Genomic DNA, 24,558 nt, shown 5'->3' on the forward strand with positions numbered 1-24,558 from the left:
ACTTGAAAGGGTACTGATCCATGTGATCGGGGCCCTTCCTTCTTTCAGCGGAGGCGGTCCTGCGGGATCTCGACGGCGAAGCGGTGGCTGTTATCGATCATCGTGCCCTTTGCTTCGCTGACGAAGTCCGTCACCGGGCCTTCGATGATGCGGGTCACGTCTTCCTGAAAGCGCAGTCCGATTTCGACAGTCGCCTGCCCGACGTTGCCCCAGTCGACGTTGTGCGGGTCGCTGATCACCGTCGCGATGTCCGAGGTCCCGACGGTCATGCCGATGCTGACGAGGTATGCCAGGAACGCGAGGATCGCAGCGTTGACGCTGTACTGCACCGCGATCTGGAAGGGGTTTCTGCGGGGAAGGGTGGCTGCGATGCTCATGTCGTCGATCCTGTTCGTTTGCGTTCCTGTACTAAGCAGATACGAACACGCCCCCGGGCACGCGGCACCGAGGGCACTTTTTCGGGATAATCGGCAACGAAGAGGAGGTGGCTACATCCGGACTGGCCCCGGCGAGAACCTGTTCGCCGCGCGGATGCGGGGTTCTGCTGCGTAGATCCGAAGGTTGCCGGCCCGGTTTCGCGGCGCGGCCTGGCTACGCACTCCGTAGCGGCTCCCCGTTCGGGAGGACAGGTGCGCCATGGCCCTGGAGACGTCCTCGGGATCGTCCAGCGCCTCTTTCAAGTCGGCGCTCCAGGCATGACGGAACACGTAACCGGTGACCTGGGGGCCGCCCTTCTTCAGCTCAGGAAACGCAGCCCGTGCCAGACGTTTGATCCGGCCGCTCATGGCACTCGTGATCAGAACCGAGAGTTCCGACTTCGACTTGCGCTGCAGAGCTGCCCTGTCCTGGAAATCGTGAGGCCACTTGATGCGGGAATGGCACATCGCGTCCTTCCCAAGCTTTTTCAGGACCTCTTGCTCGCGCGGATCGGAGTCCTGAAAACGTGGCATCCCGGCCTGCTTCTGCCGGCGGACATACTTCGCAAGCCAGCGGGTCTCCGGGGTCGCGCAGTCGAACTCGTACCAGACCCACGCTTGCCCTTTCGTGTTGAAAGCCTGCACCGCCGGGTCGTCCCGGAGCTCTGAGATGTCTTCCTGGTCAGCCTCCGTGCGCTTGAGCGTCAAGTGGTCTTGATCGAGGAAGTCGAAGTCAGACAGCTTCGTGCCCGGCAGCCGGACGGCGATCCTGTCGTGCTCGTCATCGAGGCCGCCCTTCAGGTGGACAACGTGGACGCCCGCGGTGATCGCAGCCGGACGGCAGCCGACGCCCATCAGCACAGCTAGGGCGGCTCGCCGGTCGTCACCGAGGGAGGGATCCGCGACAGCTTGCTTCCAGATTTCAGACCGCCAGTCGCAATCCGTGCCGGCCTTCCGGCGCTTGGCCTCGAGCTTCCTGATGTGTGTCAGGGCAGGGCGCTTGCCCGTCTTGCGACTTTTGGCTTTCCTCTCTCGCTCGATCTCAGCATGGAATTCCAATTCTGCGCGGTAGTCACCGTCGAAATCAGGCGTCTGCTCCGGCTTGCTTTGCCGCTTCGCTTTCGCTGTCGACTTCTTCTTCCGGCCCTGTTCGGCGGCCTTCTGGAATCCTGCCTGAGCACGGCGACCGTGCAAGTCCGGTGGGAAGTCGTGCAAGAAGTTGAGGGCTCGTGCGAGTTCGAGAACGTCTGATCCCCGAAGGTCGCCGTGGCGGGTGCTCCCGTTGTACTGAGACCGAAGCCATTCCTGTAGTCCTTGGGTTACCGGTCCATCCTTGTCGGCAGAGAGCTGCTCCAGAAGAGCCGGCAAGAGCTCGAGCACGGCGTGAGACGCGGACCGGTTCAGGCCGGCCTTCGCAAGCGCCCGTGCCGATGTGCTGGTCCAGTCGTCGGCTTTTGTCAGACGAGCAAACCGGCGGTACGGGTCGCCGTAAGGGTCAGCCTCGGCAAGGCGCCGGACAGCTTTCGAGTATTGTGAGAGGGTTCCTGAATCCTGCAGCTGGGTCCGCGGCTTGGACTTGAGCTCGACGTCCCGTGCGGCACGGAAGCCGTCCAGGATGAGGTCGAGGGTCAGCCCTCGTTCCAGCCTGTCGCGATCCCAATCCGTGAGCTGCAGGCCGCCAGCCAGCTTCGAGAAGTCGATGTCGTCGAGTAGCGCCTTGAAGACGTCCTCGATGTCGAGTGCAGGGCCGATCGACGGACCTTCAGTGGGTGCCTTCTGTGGCTCTCGGCGCGGCATCATCAGATCCATGATAGGCCTCCTTTTCTTCGTATGACGGCCTCTGTTCTTTGTTTACATAGAATAAGCGACCTTGATCGGCAAGGGGCAGCCTCCTTATTAATTGGCCTGAAAAGGAGCCATCTGGGAAAACTGGATGACGGCCGTTTCGGAAGACTGGATAACCACCCTCAGGGGGCAGACACCGCATGTACGGGAGAGTCTCCCTCGGCTTGGTGGGACGATTTCCTACATCATGACAGAATCGTCATGAAAATAAGGACAAAGGCGGCCCGTCATCAGACATGGACGGCGGCCTGTGGAGTTTTGGAGGACGTCTGACCAGGTTTCGGACGCGGTTTCATCTCCTGATTTTAGGAGGTCTTGTGGATGACAATTAATAAGGAGTAACCCCTATCCTATAAAGCTTCCGCTCACTCTCGCTCAAGTGCGATTGAACCTGCTCAAGAACTAAAGCATCCGATCAACCTGTTGAAAAGCAGATCATCTTCGCGTAAATCCTATAGCGAAAGCGGTGATGAACATGCGACAGAACACTAATCTTGCACAGTTGCTCGAGACCGAGGAGAAGCTCGGCGGGAAAACCATGGTGCTCAAGTACGCGGCCGATATCGTCAACTATAGCAAAGCCGGCGTGCCGCTGCAGAAGATTTACAACTGCCTCGCTCGTCTCGAAGGCGAAGACCGGGTCGTGACCTATCCAGCTTTCAGCAACGCCTTCAGGAAGCTGAAGAAGGCACGGGAGTTGCCTGATCCGGATCCGGAATTCCTCGTCAAGAAGCCGGAAAACCGCACTCAAGAGCCCATCCGACGTCCCGTCGAGAACTCGCGGCCGCCTGAGCGTACGTCCGATCCAGCGCCGGCCGAGGAGCCTGAGTCCTCCGATGTCGCGGAGCCCCAGGACACCGAACACCGGATGCGTGCCGCAAGCCGTAAGGCTGCCAAGGGCAAGCGGCTGAACCTGCCGAAATCGCTCAGCAAGCCTAAGCAGCAACCGGCCGCGAAGAAGGGCAACGAGAAGGGTGCCTTCATCGGCGACTTGATGTAGTTCGCGAAGGGGCGCCCCCTCAAGACCCGAAGATCCCGGCTGCCGTGCTGCCACGGTGGCTGGATATCTTGAAGTTCAGATGTCCTCCCACGAATTCTGGAAGTCCTGATCCCCGACTTCTGCGCCACGCAAGGAAGCTCGCTACCGCAGTCTTCTAGCTTTCCCACTACCTACCTTCACCACGCTCCCCCGATCCTTGGATCTCCAGGCACCCTGATGCCCTGATACGAGGATCCCTCACACACCCAACTTTCCAGCAACTCATACTGCCCAGGAAAGCGCACAGGCATGAACCCCTGGGCATCTGCGAAGCCTGGAAGCGGGCGACCGAAGATCTTCTGATCTCATGCTTGCGAAGCGCTCCTGAAATCAGGACAGCGAGACTTCGAGCTTCCAAAGATATCCTGAATATCCCGCGAACCCGGATACTCCGGTAGGGATAGCCACGATAGCCAGGTTCCCCGGTACCGTGGAACCCAGGAAAAGGATAGCTTGGATAGCGATAGCCTGGCGGTCGTGAAGGCCCTGGAAAGAAAAGATAGCCGGAAAGCCTTGCGTTCTGTTTCCTGCCGCGCACTTGCGTCTGCAGAACGGGATCAACGAGGGAGAGATAGGATGCCGATTGTAGCACTCGCGAACACAGCTGGAGGCAGCGGCAAGACCACGACCACATTGCTGCTGGCGACTGAATTCGCAAGGATGGGGTTCAATGTCAGCGTGCTCGACGTGGACCCGCAGGGCTGGGCCTCGATCTACAGTCATTCGAAGAACGCCGACCCGAAGATCCGCATGATCAAGAACGTACCCGAAGGCGACGTCATGCGCGTGGCGAAGAAAGAGCGTTCCGAGAACCGGATCGTTCTCATCGACCTCGAGGGCACCGCGAACGTCGGCTTCAAGCAAGCGGCACGCGCCGCGAACCTCGTTCTACTGCCCGTCCAGGAATGCCTGAAGACGGCCTCCGGCGCCATCAAGACAGTCAAGATGATCAGGAAGCTGGAAGCTGAGGAGGGCTTCCAGTCTGACTACCGCGTCCTGTTCACGGCCCTGGATCCGCTCTGCGCGACGGTTGAGTACAAGGACGCACGGGCGCCGATCGAGAAAGCGGGCATTCCGATCCTCGAGCACGGCCTGGCGCGGCGCCGCGAGTTCAAGGGCGTCCAGCGTTTCGGACTGAGTGTCAGTGAACTGCCGCTCAAGCGCTACCCGAAGAGGGCTAACGCACACCGCAATCTGAAGCCGGTGATCGACGAGGTCATCGGTATCCTGAAAAGCCGCAAGGCCTCCAGAGAGAAAGACAACATGAAAACGGAAGGAGTGGCAGCATGAGCCGGGAAGCAGTGAAAAGCGCGGACGTGATCGAAGAGGACCAGCTGGTGGATCTCGACGACGGGTTTGATCAGATGTTCGGAAACGGTGATGAGGCAGATGATGCCTCGCAGGCGGCCCCCGTGTTCCCGCGAGCGGTCCCTTCGGCTCCTCGGACGCCGGTCGAGCGCGACGTTGGTCTCGTTGACCGGGATCTGAGCAGTTACGGCCGGGCGCCGCAGGTCCACCCGAACGGCGACGAGTTCGACGGACGGCCGATCAAGAAGGCCGTGTCCCCGCGTCGTCGGCGTCGCAGCGACCGCAAGGATCAGCTCAACGTCAAGATGAACCCTGACCTGCTGCAAGGCTTCTACGATGTCGTGCACGAGCGCCGGGACACGATCGCGGACGTGATCGAGCATTACGTGATCGAGTACATCGAGGCGCACCGCCAGGAAACCCAACCCGACGCCTGAGCGAACGAAGTAAAGACAGAGTGAGCAGCCAGTCCATCCCGGGCTGGCTGTCTTCGTTTAGTCACCCATCGAAAAGCCGGGGGAGGCCTTTTTCTTTACAAGGCAGCTCATATCGCGTCAAAACTGACAATCGAAATCCGGATACTCGCCAAAAGACATGCGCCTTCTCGCCTTGATCGCCCTCGCGGCCGCAACCTTCGCAGCACCCGTCTCGGCTGCGTTCGTCGGAAACCGGTCAGCCTGGACACAGCTTGATGCGCTGGGGCAGTTCCGCTACGTGCAGGGGTTTGTCGATGGCTGGCTCGGGATGGACGCGGGAAACCCTGAGATGAACCAGTACATGGACGACATCCGGAGCTGTGTGATAGAAATGGGCCTGACAGCCAGAGACTTCACCGAGATCGTGGAGAACCAGTACGAGGACCTCTCCAACTGGGAGAAGCCCCCGTACGTGATGATTATCCAGGGGGTCCGGGAGGTTTGCATCGGCAGCATCAACCGGGCGAGGGCTGATCGGGGCCAGGGGCTTTACGGCGAATAACCCGTATGCAGGGTCTCTACGTCCAATGCCGCTGCGGACACCAGGCGACCATTCCCTGGGACATGCAGGCCTCCACCCTTAAACAGGACATCGTCCCGAGGCTCCGGTGCAGCCGTTGTCGGGCCAAGGGCGGCGCGGTAGAGACCCGTTTGCTCTGGGATGCGGGGGTCAACGCCTTAAACGGGGCACGTTCAGGGCATTCCGAAGAATAGGCTACATCGGTTCCGCGTCGTAGACCGAGCAGCTGAGAGTGCCACCGCTGCGGAACCTGTATTCCAGGAAGGCCGTGAGGAAAACGATATGGTCCTGGTAGAGGACGTGGAACGTGTTCTGGGTCAATTCGTCGTCCTCGAACCGCGGTTCGCCTGAAAACTCGAAAAATTCTACGAAGCCTGAGCAGGGGCACGTAGATCGTGCTGCCGCCGTCGATCCACCCGGACACGCAGCGCGCTTACACCGCCAACCTCTACGACGTCCTGCAGTCCATCCCCACGCTGATGCCGAGGACGACGCTTCAGACTTCCCAAGGCATGCTGGAGGCAGGTGTGATGGCGTTGCGTGGGAGCAACGTTTCGGCGACAAGGTGAACCAACGACAAGAGCACCGGGGGAGCAGGGCGTGCCGACACTCGATTGGATTGGCAAGCAAGCGGTGGTGAACCACCATCGCGAGGTCCCTTACAGGCTGGTGCACTGCGACGGCGAGTTGTCGGCGGGCGACACCGAGGCGGGCAGTCTTCTGGTGCAAGGCGACAACCTTGAAGCGCTGAGGGCGCTTCTACCGTATTACGCGGGCAAGGTGAAATGTATCTATATCGACCCACCATATAACACCGGGAACGAGGGCTGGGTCTACAACGACAACGTGAACTCGCCCGAGATACGCCGCTGGCTGGGTGAAGTGGTCGGCAAGGACACTGAGGACCTGTCGCGCCACGACAAGTGGCTGTGCATGATGTATCCGCGTTTAAGGTTGTTGCGGGAATTCCTACGAGAAGATGGCGTCATCGCCATTTCAATCGATGAAAACGAAGAACACCGTTTGCGGGCTCTGCTGGACGAAGTCTTTGGAGCCCGGTGTTTTATGGCTGATCTCGTATGGAAATCGCGGCAGTTTAACGATGCCCGGTCACTTACGGGCATTTCCAAAGACCACGAGAAAATCCTGGTCTACGAGCGGTCAGCCGGGAGCTGTTACTTTGCTGGCCTGCCGCGTGACATGGGCAAATTCAAGAACCCTGATAACGACCCTTTGGGTGCGTGGATGAGCAGAAGTATCCTCGGTCTTGCTGACGCGAAAGCGAGACCGAACCTTCACTTCCCGATCGTTGACCCCGCGACAGGCTGGAGCTTCGAGCCGCCAGCAAATACCGGTTGGCGCTATTCCGTAGACACGGTCCAGGAAAAGATCGCCCAAGGCCTCATCATCTTCCCCAAGAGCAGAAGCGGCCGTCCTCGCGAGAAGATCTACGCAACGCGCATGGAAGGCAAGACGATCAACTTTCCGTCTGTGATCGACGACATTTTTACAGCTGACGGAACTCGCGAAATGAGGGACATATTCGACGAAGTTCCGTTCGCCTTTCCGAAACCGTCTCAGCTAGTTCGCCGTCTAATTTCTCAAGTCGCTGCTCCCGATGACATCATCCTAGACAGCTTCGCCGGGTCCGGCACCACCGGCCATGCCGTCCTGGACCTGAACAAGCAGGACGGCGGCAATCGTCGCTTCATCTTGGTTGAGTTGGAGGACGCCATCGCCCGCGATGTGACCGCCGAGCGTCTGCGCCGAGTCATTGACGGCTATGACAAGGGCGGCGACCTGGAGAAACCCGTCGAGGGCTTGGGTGGAGGCTTCCGCTTCTGCCGCCTTGGCGTCCCGCTCTTCGACGAGTTCGGCGACATTGCTGATGCCATAGCCTTCCCGGATCTCGCCGCCCATATCTTCTTTGCGGAGACGGGCGTGCCCATCCCGCACCGGGCGCAGTCTGAGTTTCTCGGCACGCATCAGGTTCGCGCCGTCTACCTGCTCTTCAACGAGATCAACCGCGAGGTGCCGCAGGAGGCCGCAGGCAACGTCCTGACGCCCGACCGGCTGGATGGACTGCCGCCCCCGCCCGACGACTTCGAAGGCGTGCGCGTGGTCTATGCCGAAGGCTGCACCGTCTCTGCTGACCGGCTGAAGGCGGCAGGTGTGGTCTTCAAGCAAATCCCCTATCAAGTCGAAGGGGTCTGAGGCATGGCGGCGGTGAATTTCGAGCTTCGCAGCTATCAGAACGAGTCCCTGAGTAGCCTCAAGCGGTATCTCCGTAAGGTCTCACTCATGGGAGCCAAGACGGCGTTCTACGACGCCACCAGCGTGCCATACGCCCCTGCACCGTTCGTCGACCCCGAGGTCCCTTACTTCTGCATCCGCATCCCGACGGGCGGCGGCAAGACCATCGTCGCGGCGCATGCGGTCGGCGTGGCGGCGAAGACCTACCTGCAGGCCGACAACCCGATGGTGCTGTGGCTGGTCCCGTCGACAGCCATTCTCGCCCAGACGCTCGCCGCCCTGCGCGATCTCGACCATCCCTATCGGGGGGCGCTGGCCAAGGATTTCGGACGGAACGTTTCGGTCATGTCGGTGTCTGAAGCGCTGTCCCTCTCACGCCCTGACGCGACGGGCGGGGCGTGCATCATCGTCGGCACGCTGCAGGCCTTCAGGGTGGATGACACGGCCGGCCGCAAGGTCTACGCCGATGCGGGCGCTCTGATGGACCATTTCAGCGGCCTGAAACCTTCCCAGCTGGAGCGGCTGGAGAAGGTCGAGGGAGCCGACCGGCCCGTCGCCTCGCTGGCGAACCTGCTGCGCCTTCATCGGCCCATGGTCATCGTCGACGAGGCGCACAACGCCCGCACAGCGCTGTCCTTCGAGACGCTGCGCCGGTTCGATCCGTCGATGATACTGGAGTTGACCGCCACGCCCCGGACAGACCCCGACCCGACGGGCGAGAACCCGTCTTCAAACGTGCTCTTCCACGTGTCCGCGGCCGAGCTAAAGGCCGAGGAGATGATCAAGCTGCCGATACGGCTTCAGACGGATACCGACTGGCGCAAAGTAGTCGGGCAGGCGCTGGACTGTCAGGCCGCGCTGGAGGACGCCGCCAAGGCCGAAGAGGGCGACACGGGCGACTATATCCGGCCCATCGTCCTGTTTCAGGCGCAGTCAAAGTCGAAGACGGATCCTGACCGGCTGACACCCGAGCGGGTCGTGCAATTCCTGACGGACGACAAGCGCGTCCCGCGCGAGCAGATCGCCATTCACGCCACCGGCTTCGCCGAACTGGACCAGATCGACGACATCGCGGACCCGTCGTGTCCAGTGCGCTACGTCGTGACCGTGCAGAAGCTGCGCGAGGGGTGGGACTGCCCGTTCGCTTACGTTCTGTGCTCGGTCGCCGAGCTGAACTCCAAGGTCGCCGTGGAGCAAATCCTTGGTCGCGTCCTGCGCATGCCGAAGGCACGGCGGAAGACCCGTGACGTGCTCAACCGCGCCTACGCCTTTGTCACGTCCCGCGACTTCGGCGAGACAGCCAAGATGCTGCGGGACGGGCTGGTCGAGGGGGCGGGATTCGACAGACTGGAGGCCGCGCAGCTGGTGAAGGCGCATCAGGGTCTCGGCTTCGAAGAGGAACGCGCCGACTACGAGCACCGATCAGAGGCGCTTCCTGCTTCCCCTGGCGGGTCTTACGACGAGGTGACTGCCGCTATCGAGAAGCTGCCCCCGTCGCTCAAGACGCGCGTGCGCTTCGATACGTCCAGCCGCGAGATTGCCGTCACTCGCGCCCTGTCACGGGATGATCGGAACCTCATGCATCTGGCTTTTGCCAAGGTGCCAGGGGCCGAAAAGGTCATCGACAGGCTCTTCATCAAGTCAAACCGCATTCAGGCAACAGAGCTGCCCGAGGGCGAGAAGCCGCCCTTCATCGTCCCGCGTCTCGGCGTGCGCCGTCAGGGCGCCTTGGAACTGTTCAGCCCGGACCACTTCCTCGATCTTCCGTGGAACCTCGCCGAATGTGATGTGGCGGGCTTCGTGAAGCGGTTCACCATCAACGAAGACAGCAAGTCGGGCGAGATCGACGTCAGCGAAAAGGGCCAGATGAAAGTCAAGTTCGTGGGTCACCTCCACGACCAACTCGCCATGGCCATTCAGGAACCGGCGTGGAGCCTGCCTCGGCTGGTGAACTGGATCGACCGCGGTATTCCGCATCCAGACGTGACCAAGCCCGCCGCGCGGGTGTTCACTCAGCGGGCGCTTCAAGACGTCATGAAGGCGAAGGGCTACACGCTCGACCGACTGGCCCGCTACAAATACGAGCTGCGGCGCGAGCTGGCCGAAGAGATCAAGACGCTGCGGGAGCAGCGCGAGAAAGGAAAGTACGAAGCCCTCTTCGCTGCCGACGCCGAGACGTTCGAGACCAGCGCCGACCTTGCCATCGTCTTCGACGAACAGACCTACGCCTACAACCAGCCCTACCGGGGCACGCGGACGTTCAACAAGCACTACGTGCCGATCATCGGCGACCTGAAACCTGACGGCGAAGAATTCCGCTGCGCGGTGTTCCTTGACGAGCACCCGAAGGTGCGCTTCTGGATACGCAACGTGGACCGCAAACCGAACGCCTTCTGGCTGCAGCTTTCGAGCGGGCGCTTCTATCCGGACTTCGTTGCCATGCTGACCGATGGTCGAATCGCGGTGGTCGAATACAAAGGCAAGCACTTGGCCGAAGAGGCGAAGGAAAAGCGTCTTGTCGGGGAACTGTGGGCAGAAGCGAGCGACGGGCATTGCCTCTTCGACATGCCGACCGGGAACGACTTCTCCACGCTTGACGTCCTCCTCAAGTCGCCCTCGTTGGGCAGCCCAGCCGCCCCTTGAAAGGGCCTGTTCAAATGATCCAGCCCTTTGCATTCCGTGGTGCAGATCAGCGTGCCAGAGGCCCGAGGCGCGATGTCTGCTTCGAGCCCAAGTTGACCATGACGCTCAGTGCCGCGTTCGCACGTGCAGCAAAGCGCGGCTCAGCGTTCTCGGCCCACAGCGGATGAGGTGGATGGCCCCTGCTCCCTCGGCGTCGCGATGCGCCATAATGCAGTTGTCATCAACTGCTGAGAGAGGAGCCACCCAATGACAGTTAAGACAATCGGTCTGGATTTGGCCAAGGACGTCTTTCAGGTTCACGGAATTTCTGCGAATGGGCGCGTCATCTTCAACAAGAAGGTCAAGCGCGCGAAGCTTCTGCAATTCTTCGAGTCCCTGCCACCCTGCGTCGTCGGCATGGAGGCGTGCGGGTCCGCCCATCACTGGGGACGCGAATTGCGCAAGCTCGGCCACGACGTCCGGCTGATGCCCGCGAGCTACGTGAAGCCCTACGTAAAGCGAGGCAAGACCGACGCGGTCGACGCTGAGGCGATCTGCGAGGCGGTGCGACGCCCCACGATGCGCTTTGTTGAACTGAAAACGGAGGACCAGCAGGCGATCCTGACGATCCACCGCACCCGCGATCTCGTGGTCCGGCAGCGAACCCAGGTCGTAAACATGATCCGCAGCATCTTGCGCGAGTTCGGCCATGTCCTGCCGACCGGGGTCGAGGCTGTCCTCGCCTTCGCCAAACGCCACCTCGACGGGGACCTGCCCGACATGCCGGAGCTGGCCAATGGCATTCTCGGGACGCTGTGCCACCAATTGATGGGCCTCAACACGCGTGTCGTCGGCTACACCAAGATGATCGAGCAGCATGCCATGATGAATGCAGACGCCCGGCGGCTGATGCGTATCCCCGGGATCGGTCCGATTACCGCCTCGGCCATCATCGCTACGATCGGCGACGCAAAACAGTTCCGGACCGGGCGCGATCTGGCAGCCTGGTTGGGGCTGACGCCCTTGAACAAATCCAGCGGTGGCAAGGAGCGGCTCGGAAAGATCACCAAGAAGGGCGACCGCTACATCAGAAAGCTGCTGATCGTCGGCATGACGTCGCGCGCGTTGATGGGCAAGAAGCATCCCGAACGCGTCGATCTCTGGACGGCCAAGATCCTGGCCGGGAAGCCGTTCCGGCTGGCGACCGTTGCCATGGCCAACAAGGCCGCCCGGATCGTCTGGGCCATGCTGACGAAACAACAGGACTACCGCCAGCCGAGCACCTGACTGCACGGCCGGCGCGAGATGCAAGACGCCTGAATCGTGATGATGCGGAACGAAGTCAACCAAGAGCAAGGACACTCCGTGAATGTCAGCGGCTCTCGAGGTCGCTAAGCCGATTGGAACCTCGCTCGCGGAACTCATCAGGGCCAGTGGCATCCCGAAGGTGCCACGCAAACAGGCCGGACAGACGACTGTACTGACGAAGACGCCGCAAAATCGCGACAAAGCTCTTGCAAAGCAGGGGCCATCCACAGAGGACATTCGAGGGAAAGGTCTGCGCCGCAGCGCGGCTTCGCCGATCCAGCCGTTCGTCGACCGCGCAGCATGCGCATCAGTATCTGTTGCGACGTCGCCGCAGAACGCTCCGTCGTGAGAGCTGCTTGATCTATCAGCGCCAGCCGAGCGCAGGAGCGACATGCTTTAGTATCGCCTCGATGACATGGGCGTTGTAGTCGACCCCGAGCTGGTTGGGGATCGTCAGAAGCAGAGTATCCGCTTCGGCGATGGCCTCGTCCCCGGCAAGCTGCGAGACCAGCCTGTCGGGCTCGTCGGCGTAGCTGCGGCCGAAGATCGCCCGCGTCTGCGCATCGAGATAACCGATCTGGTCCTGACCCTGGTTGCCGCGGCCGAAATAGGCGCGGTCCTCGTTCGAAACGAGCGGGAAGATGCTCCGGCTGACCGATACCCTCGGCGTGTGCGCGTGCCCGGCGTCCGTCCACGCATGGCGGTAGGCGCGGATTTGCTCGGCCTGCTGGACGTGAAAGGGCTGCCCCGTCTCGTCGTCCTTCAGCGTCGAGCTTTGCAGGTTCATGCCCAGTTGCGCCGCCCACACAGCGGTCGCGTTCGAGCCTGCGCCCCACCAGATGCGGTCCCGCAACCCCATGGAATGCGGCTCGAGGCGCAGAAGGCCGGGCGGGTTGGGGAACATCGGGTTCGGGTTCGGCCGGGCGAAGCCTTCGCCGCGCAGCACGTCCAGAAGCACCTCAGCATGGCGGCGCCCCATGTCGGCATCAGTCGTGCCCTCGGCCGGCTCGTAGCCGAAATGCCGCCAGCCGTCGATCACCTGCTCCGGAGAGCCGCGACTGATGCCCAGCTGAAGCCGGCCGCCAGAAATCAGGTCGGCCGATCCCGCATCCTCGGCCATGTAAAGCGGGTTCTCGTAGCGCATGTCGATGACGGCGGTGCCGATCTCGATGCTTTGGGTGCGCGCACCGATCGCGGCCAGCAGCGGAAACGGCGACGCCAGCTGCTGGGCAAAGTGATGCACGCGGAAATACGCGCCATCGGCACCCAGCTCTTCGGCCGCGACCGCGAGGTCGACCGACTGCAACAGCGCATCGGCGGCAGAACGGGTTCGGGAGCCTTGGGAAGAGCTCCAGTGACCGAAGGACAAAAAGCCGATCTTCTTCATGCGCGTTCTCCTAAAGGTAGGCGCGGCCACGGGTCGAAGCGTTGCAGGCATCTCTCCGCCGCTCAGATGTATACAGCGGACTCGGACTTTCGAACGACAGCCGCTCCGCATTATTGAACAGCAGGCGTGCTTTCAATGAAGTCCCGCGGCGGACGGTTGCGCCGACGCGAGGGATATGTCCGCCGCGTGCAGCCCGTAGCCGCCTTTCGGCCCGAGATGAGCATGCCGCGGCGCGGCTTTGCGGAAGCAGTCGTTCATCAAAGGCGCAGCGCAAGCGGCCGGCAGACATCGACCCGGAGCTTCCGGACGCTCACTTTACCCGCACGACATCTCTGTCATCAAGCGACCGCCTGAACAATCCTGCGGATGGCGAATGAAGCAGGGAGGCACGTTATGTCGAGCGGCAAGAAGCAGCGAAATCATCGGGGTCGCGGGTTGCTTCTGTGACGCGCGCCCACTCGTCAGGGGCACCCGCATCGAGCCGCGGCAGCTGCATGTCTGCGCGGACGAGGAATTCATCGCCGGCGCACTCAAGGACCACCCGGGCCTGATCCGAGGGCAGATCTTGGCGTCGTTTGATTACCCGGCGCGGTGAGGTGGCTAAGCGGTGGAGATGCTTTCTTCCACGACACATATCTCCAGTGCCAAACCGGAAAGCTCGTCGAGTAGCTGGCCGAGATCATCGACCCTCGGCAGAAAAACTTCTCCAGTGCCGAGATCCGCGATCTGATGCGCCAACTGATTGGCGTATCGGGCTCGGATCCCAGATACTTGAAAGCGATTCTGGAGATGCTTCGCGTCTACGCTGGCCGGGGCGCCTATTCTCAGGACCACGCTGCGGCAGCCTGTCTTCGGGCACTGCAGCACGTGCTTCTGCGTATCACATAACAGGCATGCAGACATGACATCGCCCCCCCAAAATCAGCTTGACTATAGCATTTAATGCTGTGGGTGTCACTCGCAACTCGCCGCGTTGCTGGCGCAATGTCTCGAGAGAGATTGGTCGATTCCAAGAGGCATTTCAGTTGCATGTTCCACCGCCCGTCGAACGAGCCGCGTATCCCGGAATTTTTGCTTTCGCAGCTCGAGCCGAATGACCTACCTTTGCAGGACAGTTGAGATGAAGCAAGAATCACGGTCGCTTGCGGAGAGGCGATCAGCCCTGCCTGTCGCAACAGCCTCAATTTCAGTGGCCATTCGACCCGGCTCGGCGGAAGAATTCATCTGCTGCCGCTCCTGGGATGCTCCCGGAATGCCTCGGCAAAGCGACTCATCAGGCGGACCAGCGTGACGACATCCTTGTCTTCCCACGTCTCAAAAAGCTCCCTGGCCATCCGTTGACGTGCTTTATCAATCTTGTCGGTCGTTGCCCTGCCAGCTTGCGTCAGCACCGCTTCGCGGACCCTGCGGTCGGTCTCGCTTGGTTGCCGTGCAACCAGGCCAAGGCTTTCAAGCTTGCCGATCTGGCGGCTGACCGTTGAGTGATCCAGCCCCATACGCTCTGCCAGCTCGACGATGCTTACCGGCCCAAGTCGTTCGACGGCCACGAGCAGTTTGAACAGGGCCTTGTCCAGCGAGACGCCGGCCTCCTCGAGCAGTTCCTCGTCTCTCTGCGGCCGGTTCATCGCGACGGTGATTTCGACAAGCGCGCCGTGCAGATCGCGGAGCAGAGCGTCTTTGCGTGTATTTTGCACGTTTTCCGTTGACATGCCGAAGCCTTTATTTTACGTGCATAATACACGTAACTGACACATGAAGGCAAGTGCTTTCCCGAGGGCAGAGATCTGTCCCGGAGGAGCGATGGCCTGCGCGTAATAGCATGAAAGGAAGATGGCATGTTCAAAGCAACGGCACTGACATTCGCTGCGACCATTCTGGTCGCCAGCCTCGGTTCCGAAACCGCCGCCGAGAGCTTTCCCAAGCTGATCGACCCCGCCACGGATTTCGCCGCCCAGCCGCCCGGGCCGGAACTCGGATGGGCCGACTCCGTCTATATCACCAGCCGGTTGAACGCTGATGGCCGCGATATCGGCATCCTGCTCCATGTCGTATCGATCCCGAACGGGCCGGGGCGCAAGATTGTCTTGTCGGCGACCGACGAGACGACCGACTTCTACAGATACGAAGTCGTCCCGGTGCAGGAAAGCGATTTCCATTGGAGCGCCGACGGGTTGAACATCACGGCGCCGGGACTGACCTGGACCGGCGATGCCGAGCGGATGTCCATCTCGTTCGAAGTTCCCTGGTTCGCTCTTGACCTCGAACTGGAGTCCGAAGGGCCGGTGATGGCGTATGGCGGAAGCGGATCCTTCCCCCTCTTCGGTGATGTGAACCACGAATTCGCGCTTCCGAACATGCGAACGACCGGGACGCTGTTGCTTGAAGGGAACACGCACGAGGTTGTGGGTCAGACATGGGTGGATCGCCAGTGGGGAGCGACTTCGCCTCAAGCGGATGCACATTGGAGCTGGATCAGCTTCAACATGCCGAACGGGGACGCAATGGCCATCTGGGATACGGTGAGCCCGACAACAGGCAATCAGTCCTGGGCGACGGTGGTGCGCAGGGACGGAACCCACATCGTGACCGAGGTCGAGCCGTTCGCGGAGGGCGCCAGCGAGATCTGGACCAGCCCTGAAAGCGGCAACACCTACCCCACCCGCTGGCAGGTCAGAATCCCCGCACTGAACGCGGCGCTGACGGTGAATGTGACGGGCAATCTTCATCAGGAAATCGTCATCAACGGAGACGGGCGCTATGAGGCTACCGCAGCCTTTTCCGGCACCTATCAGGGCGAGAACATTTCAGGCAAAAGCTATGTCGAGATGTTCGGAGAGTGGCAGTAAGACCGCGGCGCAACAAGCTTCGCCCGTCGCGTAACCGGCGGCGGGCGAACGACGACCGGACAAGCAGCAAGATGCGCATCGCTTCAACGACCGAACGCTCCGCCAGACATACACTGCGAACATTTGCAGCCGTGATCGTCATCTGGACGACGACGAGCCTGAGCTACTACTGGTTATTGGGAGCGCTTCGTGTCGAGGACGGCCTCAACGATGCTCCGGCATTCTATGCGGCCTTCTACTTGGCATGGGCCGCGGTAGCCTTCCTTGCCTTCCGACGATCTCATTTCGATTGGCTGACAGCCGAAGCGGTGATCCGCTACGTCCCCGCAGCGAGCTTGCTGGCGGCCGGGCTCTTCGGCATCGGCGCCGTCGCAATTCCGAGTCTGCCCGGGTTGCCATTAGGGCCGCCGGACGGGCCGCCCCATCCCTTCGAGATGACATCGGCCTACTTTCTTCCCAAGTCGGCAGAAATTCTCCTGCAGCAGTTGCTGATCGCGACGCTCACGATTGAACTGAAGTTCCGGCATCTTTCCGACATCAAGGTAGCAACGCTCGTCGGATTGCTGTTCGGCGGCGCTCACATGATGTGGGCCGTCATCTATCCTGAACCTGTTATCCTCTTCAGACTGACCTTCGCCGCATTGCTCCTGGGAACCCTGGCCCCTTGGCTGATGCTGCGCTTGCGATGTGGGTTCCTGGTATCCTACACAACGCATTGGTTGATCTATGCTTGGCTGGCACCGCTGTTCTGGTCTGCCTGAAGAGCGCGATCCTCGCAAAGGAAAACGCCGGAAATTGTGGTGGGGCAGTCATCCGGCGACGCAGCGGGTGGCGACCAAGTCGCACCATGCGGACGTCAGCTTCCGTCGACCCAGCCTTGCGGGCTTGCGACCGCAGCGAATTCACACTTTCCGCCCTTCTCTGCCAGATGCTTCATGTGCGAGATCCAATCTCTTGCGCGTGCAGCGAACGGCGGGAAGGTCCGCCTCGCGGCCGTTCAAGCACTTTGGTGGGGCACAGACCGCAAGATGATCCCCGATCAGGCGCAGCACGCGTCCTATATTGAGCTGCGCGGTCGGCTGCGGGAACTGGCCAATGAACGTCGCCGGCTCGATTATCGTCGGCTCTTCGTTCTTTTGCGCCGCGAGGGCGAACCTTCGAGGATCGGCCGGATCTATCGGCTTTACAGCAATGGATTATACCCCGACCGCCTTCCGGCACGTGTTGCGCGAGGGCTGTGCAGATTACCTCGCGCGCATCAGATTGTAAGCGAGCGATGGCGCCAGCCGATGGATAACGCGAAGGGTCTTCGCCTTTTCGATCCAGACCTCCTCGAGCCCCCGCTCCACCCCGCGAAGAAGGTCCGCAGCGGCACGTTCGGGCGGATACTTCCGGATCGGGAGCCGGGCGGTCAGCTCGGTCTCCACGAGCGTCATGACGATTTCGGTGACCTGGATCCGAAAGCCGGCGTGGCGGCACTGGTCCCGAAGCGCGCGCGTGAAGCTGCGCAGGCCCGCCTTCGTGGCGCAGTAAACGGCAGAATCCCGGCGCGGCGCGATGGCAAGGCCGGACGTGACGTTGACGATGGCGGCGGCCGGTTGCCGGGACAGCGTCGGCAGCAGCGCAGTGGTCAGGCACAGGGGCGCCCGGAGGTTGACGCCGATCTCCTCGGCGATGACCCCGAGCTTTTCCCACGGCGCATCGGTCAAGGGGCCGTGGTTCATCACCGCGGCATTGTTGAACAGCACGCTGATGTCGCGGTGCCGGTCCTCCACCCAGTCGGCAATCTCCAGATGCGCCTCGGATCCGGACAGATCGACCGCCAGGCCGTCGACGACCGCGGGGCAGCACTCCACCAGCCTGGCAACTGCGTCGGGATCTTTCGCCACGGCCAAGACTTTGGCCCCGCGATGGGCCAACCCATCGACAAGCGCGCGCCCTATGCCGCGCGTTGCTCCTGTCACAAGCACCTTGCGTCCTTTGAACTCGAAACCTGTTCCCATGTCTCACCTGCCGTTGCATCCATTCCATCGCAGGCATAATGTGAGCAAATACTTGCATCTGGCCACTCGCATCCGATGACCGCGAAAAACACGCCCATCAACCCCCGGAAGACCCCGCGCCAGGCCAGGTCGCGGGCCACCTGCGACGCCATCCTGGAAGCGGCGGCTCGCATTCTGGAGCGGCAGGGAGACGAGGCGCTGACCACGAATCTGGTGGCCGAGGTGGCCGGCGTGTCGATCGGCTCGCTGTATCAATATTATCCGACCAAGGAGGCGATCATGGCCGAACTGGTCCGCGCGATGCGCCAGCAGATGCATGATGACATGGCCGCCGCCGCCCGGGCCGCGGCGGGCAGCGGGTTGGAACAGGAGGTCGACGCGCTCGTCGCGGCCACCCTGCGCCATCACCTGCGCAACCCGTCGCTGGCCCACGCGCTGGAAGTCGCCGAGGAACGCCTTCCCCTCGACGCCGAGACCGCCGCGCTGAAGCAGGGCATGGCGAAGGTCGTCGTCGGCACGCTCGAACGCAACGGGATCGTCGATGCGCCGGCCATTGCCTTCGACTTGATCGCCATCGGGCACGGACTGGCGGATGCGGCCACCTCGGCCGGGGAACGCGATTTCGATTGTCTGCAACGGCGCATGCGGCGCGCCATCCTGGGCTACCTGGGATCGCCGCAGGTTTAGGGTGCACGGGGTCGGCGGCGGTGGCCAAGAACCCGCCAGACCTGCAGCGCGATCAGGGGGGCCGCGACCACCAGTGGCTCTACCGGGTCTTCCCATTCGTTCAGGCTCAACGCGTGAAGAAGGCCCAGCAGCGCCGCAGCATAGGTCCAGCGTTGCAGAGGCTTCCACCAGCGCCCCAGCCTTCGGACGGCGGCACCCGAGGAAGTCGCGGCCAGAGGCACCAATATCATCAAGGAAACCCAGCCGGTCCAGATGTCGAGCCGCGGAAGATCGGCGATGACCCGCCCCGCGGATCCGGCGTCGACGACGTAGAACAGCGTGTGCAAAAGCGCATAGCCGAAGCCCGCCACGCCCAGATAGCGCCGGTTGCGCAGCAACCACCGCGCAACGCCGGCCTGCGGCCAGACGCGACGCAGGGGCGTGGCAAGCAACGCGAAAATCAGCAGGAAGGCAGACAGTGCCCCGGACGGGTTCACGGCATCCTCGGCCACCGCGGCTCCGTGCCGCGACAAGTTGATTACCCATGCCACCGCCGGAGCCGCAAGGAGAGTCCAGACGACATGATGTCTGCCATGCTTTCTTCGGGAGCCTTGGCGACGGTCGCCGCCGCTCCTCTCCCGCGTGGAGACATCGAGCGCGCGAGCATGGTCAGCCTCGGGGTTGGGCATGGCACCGTTCCGTTTCTCGTTGAATGCTTGCGTGAAGCCTACCCGATGCCCGTGTTCCCGCTACTCGCGTTGCAACTCCCGTCGTCTATCCGCGCGGGTCTGAAGAAATCCGGCTCCGAGAACACCGCGTAGGAGAAGAGAACTCGCATTCCGAGCCGAAAGCGCTCAATTATTACGCCGGTGCTGGCGACCAACTGGATGGAGGCTGGAGGCAAGGTCGCATTGGCTTCGGGCTGACCATTTCCCTCACGGTGGGGCACGAAAATCCATTGCCTCGGCAGGCAGCGCTCCCCTGCCCGTTCGGTTTTGGTGGCCCCTGCAAGCTGGTCGGTCGGCCTGGGCGATCTCGGCAGGATGGGATGCCTGCATCGCAAAGATGTTTCGCTGCACTTGCGCCAGTCTTCTTCTCGCCCTCTCCGCAGGGGGATGTCATGACGACCGTCAGGCGTCCCGCGCTACGGCAGAATGAATGGCTGCTTTCGCAGATATACACACACGGTTCGCTCGCGCAGCGAAGGACCTCTTCCCGCCCTCCTTACCGATGCCCTTCGCAGCCGCGGCAAAGAGCGAGCATGCGCAGCGAACGGCAGAAAGGTCCCGCCAAGCCGACCTCCGGGGCAGACAGCTCCCGAAGATTTCTTCGGGAGCCTTTGAGGACGAATTGATAGAGACGGGGCCCGCGTCTCGATCGATTGGCTGCTCGATGTCCTGCACATCAGGGATCGCGCCTCAGTAGGTGTCCTCGGAGAACAGGGGAGGGTCGGTGTCAGACGAGGGCCGTCCATTCCGGCAGCGCAGTCTGGTCCCGGATTAAACCGCGGTGAAATCCGTGTCTTGTAGAGTACCTCCTCATGAATATGAGGAAACTCAAAATGAAACAGGCATTCATCGTCGGATCGGACAAAGGCGGCGTGGGCAAGACTGAAGTCGCGTGCCAGATCTACCTGAAACTTCTCGATCTCGATGCTCAGGTGGGCTTCGGCGAGGTCGACAGCGTCCAGCGCGCTTCCGCTCTGCTGGGCTCCGACGTCGACGTCTCTCTCAAGCTGACCGAAGACCTTCTTGCCCAGGTCTCGGCTCACCCACTGGCTGCTGAACAGTTCTTCGGTCCGCTGCTGGATGTGCTGGCCGATCCCGACAGCGACGCCGCGGTCGTGGACCTGGGGGCGACCGTCTCTGGTCAAGTCCTGGACTGGATGCAGAACCAGGATGCTCTCGAATTGATGGAGGACGAACAGTACCGTCCGGTCTTCGTTGCCGTCACGGCTCCCGAGGCGTCCGCCCTGGCCGGCGCGGTTCGCTTCATCGAGAAGGCCCAGCGGCTCGCCGGCGACCGTGCTGACTACGTCCTCGCGCTAAACGATACCCTTGGATCGGGCTTCGACTTCATCGAAAGCGCAGGATCAGAAAAGGATCTGGTCGATCGCGTGAAGGCGCAACACGAGCTTCACGTTGTCACACTGCCGCATGCGCGGCGCACAAAGCTGATCTCGTTCGCCCGCCGGTTCAATCTCGGGCTGCACGAGGTCTACCGGCTCGGCGACGCGCTGAAGACCCTCATCGAGGACCGAAAGGCAACCGAGGACCCGGCTCTCAAGCAGCTGGAAGCCGAGCTCGGTCTCGTTGACCTCGGTTCCCGGGCACAGCGGCTGCTGTCGATCCGCACCGAGGTACGCGAAGTCCTGAAATGGCTCGTGCAGACGCATGCAGCGTTCGATGTCTTCATTGACACGGGCGCGCTGGCTCACACTTCGTCAGGAGACGAAGAAGAGGTCTCCGATGACGATGATGACGAGTAAGGACGAGCTCCGGCTCGAGTACGATGCAGAGAGCATCCCTGCCGGGGCGATCTCTGCAGACGCCTTCGAGGATCTGACCCGGGAAGTCCGCAGGGACCTCCGGCAGCGCTCGTGGAGGGCGTTCTCGCACTTGCGATCGGTCGCCGCTGATGCCCCGCAGAGACCGATCCTGGAGGCTCTTCTGCTGCCTGTCCTGGTCGCCGAAGACCGGCTCGAACTGGCTCGGTGATCGACGGGTCCCGTCGGATGATAAGATCCCTCATGAAAATGCGGCCACCCCTTCTGGGGTGAGCCCGCGCAGGCTACGACGTTCCTGATCTCCATCTGGCATACTGGCATATCTCGCCGGGGGCATATTTTTACCGTCTGGATTTTGCTTGGATCCGAAGGTCTTCGGTGGAACCTAACAGACACAGATCATCCGGGCCGCCACGAAGGCCGCGTGAATGACAGCAGGGCAGGGGCCTGGTTCCCTGCCCTGCTGCCGGGTTATCCTTCTTAGTCCCACATGTCGGGGTCGCGTTCGTCGCGCTCGTTCAGCGTCAGGCCGGCCGCGGAAAGGTATCCGTTCATCATCTTCCAATAGTTGTACGGATTGTGTGGAACGGCGTCGTATTGCGCGTCCGTGATCATGCCGAACACTTCTTCGCCGGGATGTTTGCTATCTGACTCGTAGCAGACGAGGAGCTGATCCGGGCCAGCACGATAGATGCGGACGGCTTCCTGGTTCGCGCCGTAGTTCGCGGGGGTTGGTTCTTGCCAAAAGAGATCTTCATCCTGCGAAATACCGAGCCGGAACCGCTCCAGCTTACAGACATCACGCGCAGTCATCTCCAGCCAGTCGGCTTCATAGAACCCCATCACCTCTTCGACGAGCGCACCCTGGACTGCGACACGATCGGACACAGAGCCAGACGCAACGGCATCCTCCATCCGCTCGTACATCTCCATGTCGAGCGCCACGTTCGTGCCTTCGTCGATACCGACGAAAGAGACGTGCAGATACGGCTCGGTTGTGTCGCTGTAGAAGCCGACGGCGATATCGACCGACACCATTTCGGGAACGCCTTCCTCCGCCCAGTCTTCCCATTCGTCAAGGGGCGCACTGACGACGGGCAGCTCTGAAGGCATCCCGAACAGCTGAAAGCGCTTTTGTGTGACAACATCGCCGTCTTCGTCCAGCTCCCAGGAAGCCGCAATCAGGTCTTCCCAGCTGTCATAGCCAGACCCGCGGGCGACCTTCGCCAGGGCCTCGGCGTGCGAGATGTCTTGTTCACGTTCGACGCGCTTTGCGTCTGATTTCAGCTGAGCGATGCGGGTGCCGTTGCTCAAGACGGCGATGGTGGATTTGTTCGTCATGTTGAATCTCCTGCGCCGGCACATGCCGACAGCGTGTTTAGGCCTCCCAGGAGGCTGTGATGGTTTCGGCTGGTCAGAGCCTTGGTGTTTGCCGCGAAGCAGCGTCGGGATGTGCGCGGTTCTGGACCTTCGTCGATTGATCGACAGGCGGCGCTGGTTGCCTATCCATGCAAGTACGTCGCGGAGGAGGAAAAGTCAATGGATAGACTGATTCTATCCTAAGAAACGAAACGATGAGCCGTGATCCACGGACGACCCGCACCGTACCCGCCGTACCCACCATGAATTTCCTGGCATCCGGCCGAGGACGGCTTAGCCGTCCGGCATTCTTACACGGTGACGATGGCGGCCAACGCCTCGGCAAGCAAGGAGGTTATGGCGCGATCAATTAACCCGCCCTGACTGCACGTCAGGGCTACAAGCTATCCGCGGGCAGGAAGAGATACGCCTTGGCGTAGCGACTGCGGGATTCCTCTAAGGCTCGTCGGTGACAAATGGGGCGGTAATAATTTCCCCGGGATGATACTCATGAATCCTGGAAGCGGACTCGGTCGGTAAGATCCACATCTGCGCTGCAGGAAACGCTGACTGGACGGAGGGGAAATATCTACCTCGCAAGATCTTCCCGAGTCCGTACCGGCGCAAACGCCGCAGGGAAAAGGATATCCGGCATTGAGGCGGTATCATATATCGGGGCGCTGAAGCGCCTCATGAAATCGTTTCGAGCCCGTGCGAAGCACGCATGTGGATCCGGGGACGTGGCCTCTGAAGCCGGATTCCAAGGATCTGAAACGGTTGCCTGGACGGGCAAAGAAGCACCGCTCGTTCGTATGACATGGAATCCTTGGAATTTCTCCGCGTCGGGCGATTCTTACAGCCAGCGCGGATCAGATGCTGGGACGTGAGGCGGGATCAGGGAATCCGTTCAATCCGTTCAGCAACGATGGACTGAAACGCCACGAGGATTCCTTCCTGGACGGGGCTTCGCCCCTTTTTGGGGGGGCGTGTGTGAGAGGTTGGCGGAAGAACCTATGCCAAGTTACCTGGAATCCGTCATGGTTGGCTTGCCCCCGGAGGTAAAAATTTACCGATCCACGGAGAGTTCTGGAATCCGGTAACCGCTCCTGAAAACGGGTTACCTTGATGGCGGCAAATAATTACCGATCCTTCGTGATGCGTGGATATCCTGAAAATTGCTCAGTAACGTAACGATCTGCTTACGCACCGCCACCCCCACCACCACACACCCACCAACAAGGTGCGAAGCACCGCATATTGGGTGTCTTGCACTAGCAGACTACAGCATGTTGTGTCGTTCAAATAGAAAACCATCGGCTATTAGATACATACATAAGGCGGATGGTTTCTTTATTCATAGACGAGCTGAACCGACCAAGGATAGCGCGTCAGCGCTGCAGGGAATCGATTCCTGATGAAGACGCCGAAACGTCGTGCTCCCGAAGATTAAAACGTTCCTTGCCGGGGCTGTAACCATGTGCGCACGGCCGTGCCATGCGTCCTCGTACGTGACACTTCCATGTGCTTGCCGGGGTGACTCACCCAACCTTCGTATCGAGCGTTACGTTACTCGGCAGGATTGTCGTGCCTGATCGAAGGGATCCAGAGAGAGCTCGAGGCCACCGGGAGCTACGCCTGGAATCCAGGATGACGGCCTTGGTTCCGACAAAGCAGCGAAGTGGGTGGTGTGACGTGTCGGCCGCCGGACGCGCCAGAAGGCACTGCAGGCTCACCGGAGCGGGTTATGTGGCTCTGCCTGCCCGATGAATTCGGAAAGTGCTCTAGGAGCGTCCCAAAGGGCAAAGAGAGGCACACGGTGAGTGGTGGTGACCGCAGCAGTGCCAGAGATTGCACGGGGACGGTACCGGGACGGCAAACCGATCGATCCGGAGATAGAGGCGGTAGATTCTATAGCGCGACAATCTGGGTGAGATCAGCGCGACAATCAGGATAAGAGTCCTTGGCCGCGACGAGGTCACATTGGACGGTCTGCGTATCGCGAGC

21 protein-coding genes and 1 pseudogene are annotated in these 24,558 nt (G+C 61.3%); 14 read left to right on the top strand and 8 right to left on the bottom strand.

Annotation, left to right across the window (positions count from 1 at the left end):
• Positions 1-44: 44 nt before the first annotated feature.
• Both BLW27_RS18290 and BLW27_RS18295 read right to left on the bottom strand, forming a co-directional pair.
• Positions 45-377, bottom strand: coding sequence for a hypothetical protein (locus BLW27_RS18290; RefSeq protein ID WP_089885702.1), 333 nt, complete (start codon positions 375-377; stop codon positions 45-47).
• Positions 378-488: 111 nt separating this feature from the next.
• On the bottom strand, positions 489-2,225 hold the full coding sequence (locus BLW27_RS18295) for a hypothetical protein (RefSeq protein WP_089885706.1): 1,737 nt from the start codon (positions 2,223-2,225) through the stop codon (positions 489-491).
• Positions 2,226-2,736: 511 nt separating this feature from the next.
• On the opposite strand from BLW27_RS18295, the gene BLW27_RS18300 reads away from it, so the two are divergent.
• The 4 genes from BLW27_RS18300 to BLW27_RS18315 all read left to right on the top strand — a co-directional run bounded on the left by BLW27_RS18300 (position 2,737) and on the right by BLW27_RS18315 (position 5,586).
• Complete coding sequence (locus BLW27_RS18300) at positions 2,737-3,261, top strand: hypothetical protein (protein ID WP_218141156.1); 525 nt, start codon at positions 2,737-2,739, stop codon at positions 3,259-3,261.
• A 615-nt stretch (positions 3,262-3,876) separates the two neighbouring features.
• Positions 3,877-4,590, top strand: a complete 714-nt coding sequence (locus BLW27_RS18305; RefSeq protein WP_089885711.1) for a nucleotide-binding protein — start codon at positions 3,877-3,879, stop codon at positions 4,588-4,590.
• Entirely contained in the window at positions 4,587-5,045 is a 459-nt protein-coding gene (locus BLW27_RS18310; protein ID WP_089885715.1) for a hypothetical protein, read from the top strand. The genes BLW27_RS18305 and BLW27_RS18310 overlap by 4 nt, the downstream gene beginning before the upstream one ends.
• A 157-nt stretch (positions 5,046-5,202) precedes the next feature.
• Positions 5,203-5,586, top strand: coding sequence for a hypothetical protein (locus BLW27_RS18315; RefSeq protein WP_089885718.1), 384 nt, complete (start codon positions 5,203-5,205; stop codon positions 5,584-5,586).
• 213 nt (positions 5,587-5,799) lie between these two features.
• Here the strand turns inward: BLW27_RS18315 and BLW27_RS21970 are convergent, their stop codons facing one another.
• Positions 5,800-5,925 carry a hypothetical protein gene (locus BLW27_RS21970; RefSeq protein WP_281242775.1) on the bottom strand — a complete coding sequence of 42 codons (126 nt, stop codon included), beginning with the start codon at positions 5,923-5,925 and terminating at the stop codon, positions 5,800-5,802.
• Between the two features lie 279 nt (positions 5,926-6,204).
• Here BLW27_RS21970 and BLW27_RS18320 point away from each other — a divergent pair, with 279 nt between their 5' ends.
• The 3 genes from BLW27_RS18320 to BLW27_RS18330 all read left to right on the top strand — a co-directional run bounded on the left by BLW27_RS18320 (position 6,205) and on the right by BLW27_RS18330 (position 11,766).
• Positions 6,205-7,818 carry a site-specific DNA-methyltransferase gene (locus BLW27_RS18320; RefSeq protein ID WP_089885721.1) on the top strand — a complete coding sequence of 538 codons (1,614 nt, stop codon included), beginning with the start codon at positions 6,205-6,207 and terminating at the stop codon, positions 7,816-7,818.
• 3 nt (positions 7,819-7,821) lie between these two features.
• Positions 7,822-10,500 (top strand): DEAD/DEAH box helicase, encoded by a 2,679-nt coding sequence (locus BLW27_RS18325; RefSeq protein ID WP_089885725.1) that lies wholly within the window; start codon positions 7,822-7,824, stop codon positions 10,498-10,500.
• A 246-nt stretch (positions 10,501-10,746) separates the two neighbouring features.
• The gene (locus tag BLW27_RS18330; RefSeq protein ID WP_089885728.1) at positions 10,747-11,766 is read left to right on the top strand and encodes an IS110 family RNA-guided transposase; all 1,020 of its coding nucleotides are present in this window, start codon (positions 10,747-10,749) and stop codon (positions 11,764-11,766) included.
• Between the two features lie 385 nt (positions 11,767-12,151).
• Here the strand turns inward: BLW27_RS18330 and BLW27_RS18335 are convergent, their stop codons facing one another.
• A complete protein-coding gene (locus BLW27_RS18335) occupies positions 12,152-13,174 on the bottom strand; it encodes an LLM class flavin-dependent oxidoreductase (RefSeq protein WP_089885731.1) in 1,023 nt (340 codons plus the stop codon).
• A 373-nt stretch (positions 13,175-13,547) separates the two neighbouring features.
• Here BLW27_RS18335 and BLW27_RS18340 point away from each other — a divergent pair, with 373 nt between their 5' ends.
• Positions 13,548-13,769 carry a hypothetical protein gene (locus BLW27_RS18340; RefSeq protein ID WP_089885734.1) on the top strand — a complete coding sequence of 74 codons (222 nt, stop codon included), beginning with the start codon at positions 13,548-13,550 and terminating at the stop codon, positions 13,767-13,769.
• A 625-nt stretch (positions 13,770-14,394) separates the two neighbouring features.
• On the opposite strand, the gene BLW27_RS18350 is transcribed toward BLW27_RS18340, so the two are convergent.
• Positions 14,395-14,883, bottom strand: coding sequence for a MarR family winged helix-turn-helix transcriptional regulator (locus BLW27_RS18350; RefSeq protein ID WP_143042352.1), 489 nt, complete (start codon positions 14,881-14,883; stop codon positions 14,395-14,397).
• Between the two features lie 126 nt (positions 14,884-15,009).
• Here BLW27_RS18350 and BLW27_RS18355 point away from each other — a divergent pair, with 126 nt between their 5' ends.
• The 3 genes and pseudogenes from BLW27_RS18355 to BLW27_RS21800 all read left to right on the top strand — a co-directional run.
• Positions 15,010-16,020 carry a lipocalin family protein gene (locus tag BLW27_RS18355; protein WP_089885741.1) on the top strand — a complete coding sequence of 337 codons (1,011 nt, stop codon included), beginning with the start codon at positions 15,010-15,012 and terminating at the stop codon, positions 16,018-16,020.
• Positions 16,021-16,091: 71 nt separating this feature from the next.
• A complete protein-coding gene (locus BLW27_RS18360) occupies positions 16,092-16,781 on the top strand; it encodes a hypothetical protein (protein ID WP_143042353.1) in 690 nt (229 codons plus the stop codon).
• Between the two features lie 258 nt (positions 16,782-17,039).
• Positions 17,040-17,207, top strand: a pseudogene (locus tag BLW27_RS21800) (IS3 family transposase); the annotation flags it as partial.
• A 57-nt stretch (positions 17,208-17,264) separates the two neighbouring features.
• On the opposite strand, the gene BLW27_RS18365 reads toward BLW27_RS21800, so the two are convergent.
• Complete coding sequence (locus tag BLW27_RS18365; protein ID WP_089885747.1) at positions 17,265-18,023, bottom strand: SDR family NAD(P)-dependent oxidoreductase; 759 nt, start codon at positions 18,021-18,023, stop codon at positions 17,265-17,267.
• Positions 18,024-18,098: 75 nt separating this feature from the next.
• Between BLW27_RS18365 and BLW27_RS18370 the strand changes: the two genes are divergently transcribed.
• Positions 18,099-18,710: a TetR/AcrR family transcriptional regulator gene (locus tag BLW27_RS18370; RefSeq protein WP_089885750.1), complete on the top strand. Its 612-nt coding sequence runs from the start codon at positions 18,099-18,101 to the stop codon at positions 18,708-18,710.
• Here the strand turns inward: BLW27_RS18370 and BLW27_RS18375 are convergent.
• Positions 18,707-19,378, bottom strand: coding sequence for a ferric reductase-like transmembrane domain-containing protein (locus BLW27_RS18375; protein WP_089885753.1), 672 nt, complete (start codon positions 19,376-19,378; stop codon positions 18,707-18,709). The genes BLW27_RS18370 and BLW27_RS18375 overlap by 4 nt on opposite strands.
• Positions 19,379-20,250: 872 nt before the next feature.
• Between BLW27_RS18375 and BLW27_RS18380 the strand changes: the two genes are divergently transcribed.
• Both BLW27_RS18380 and BLW27_RS18385 read left to right on the top strand, forming a co-directional pair.
• Positions 20,251-21,177 (top strand): P-loop NTPase family protein, encoded by a 927-nt coding sequence (locus tag BLW27_RS18380; protein WP_089885757.1) that lies wholly within the window; start codon positions 20,251-20,253, stop codon positions 21,175-21,177.
• A complete protein-coding gene (locus tag BLW27_RS18385; RefSeq protein ID WP_089885760.1) occupies positions 21,158-21,406 on the top strand; it encodes a hypothetical protein in 249 nt (82 codons plus the stop codon). Before BLW27_RS18380 ends, BLW27_RS18385 begins: the two co-directional genes overlap by 20 nt.
• A gap of 269 nt (positions 21,407-21,675) precedes the next feature.
• Here BLW27_RS18385 and BLW27_RS18390 read toward each other — a convergent pair whose 3' ends face one another.
• Positions 21,676-22,536 carry a hypothetical protein gene (locus tag BLW27_RS18390; RefSeq protein ID WP_089885764.1) on the bottom strand — a complete coding sequence of 287 codons (861 nt, stop codon included), beginning with the start codon at positions 22,534-22,536 and terminating at the stop codon, positions 21,676-21,678.
• Between the last annotated feature and the right edge of the window lie 2,022 nt (positions 22,537-24,558).

It is taken from the genome of Citreimonas salinaria (genome assembly GCF_900107235.1).
GTDB lineage: Bacteria > Pseudomonadota > Alphaproteobacteria > Rhodobacterales > Rhodobacteraceae > Citreimonas > Citreimonas salinaria.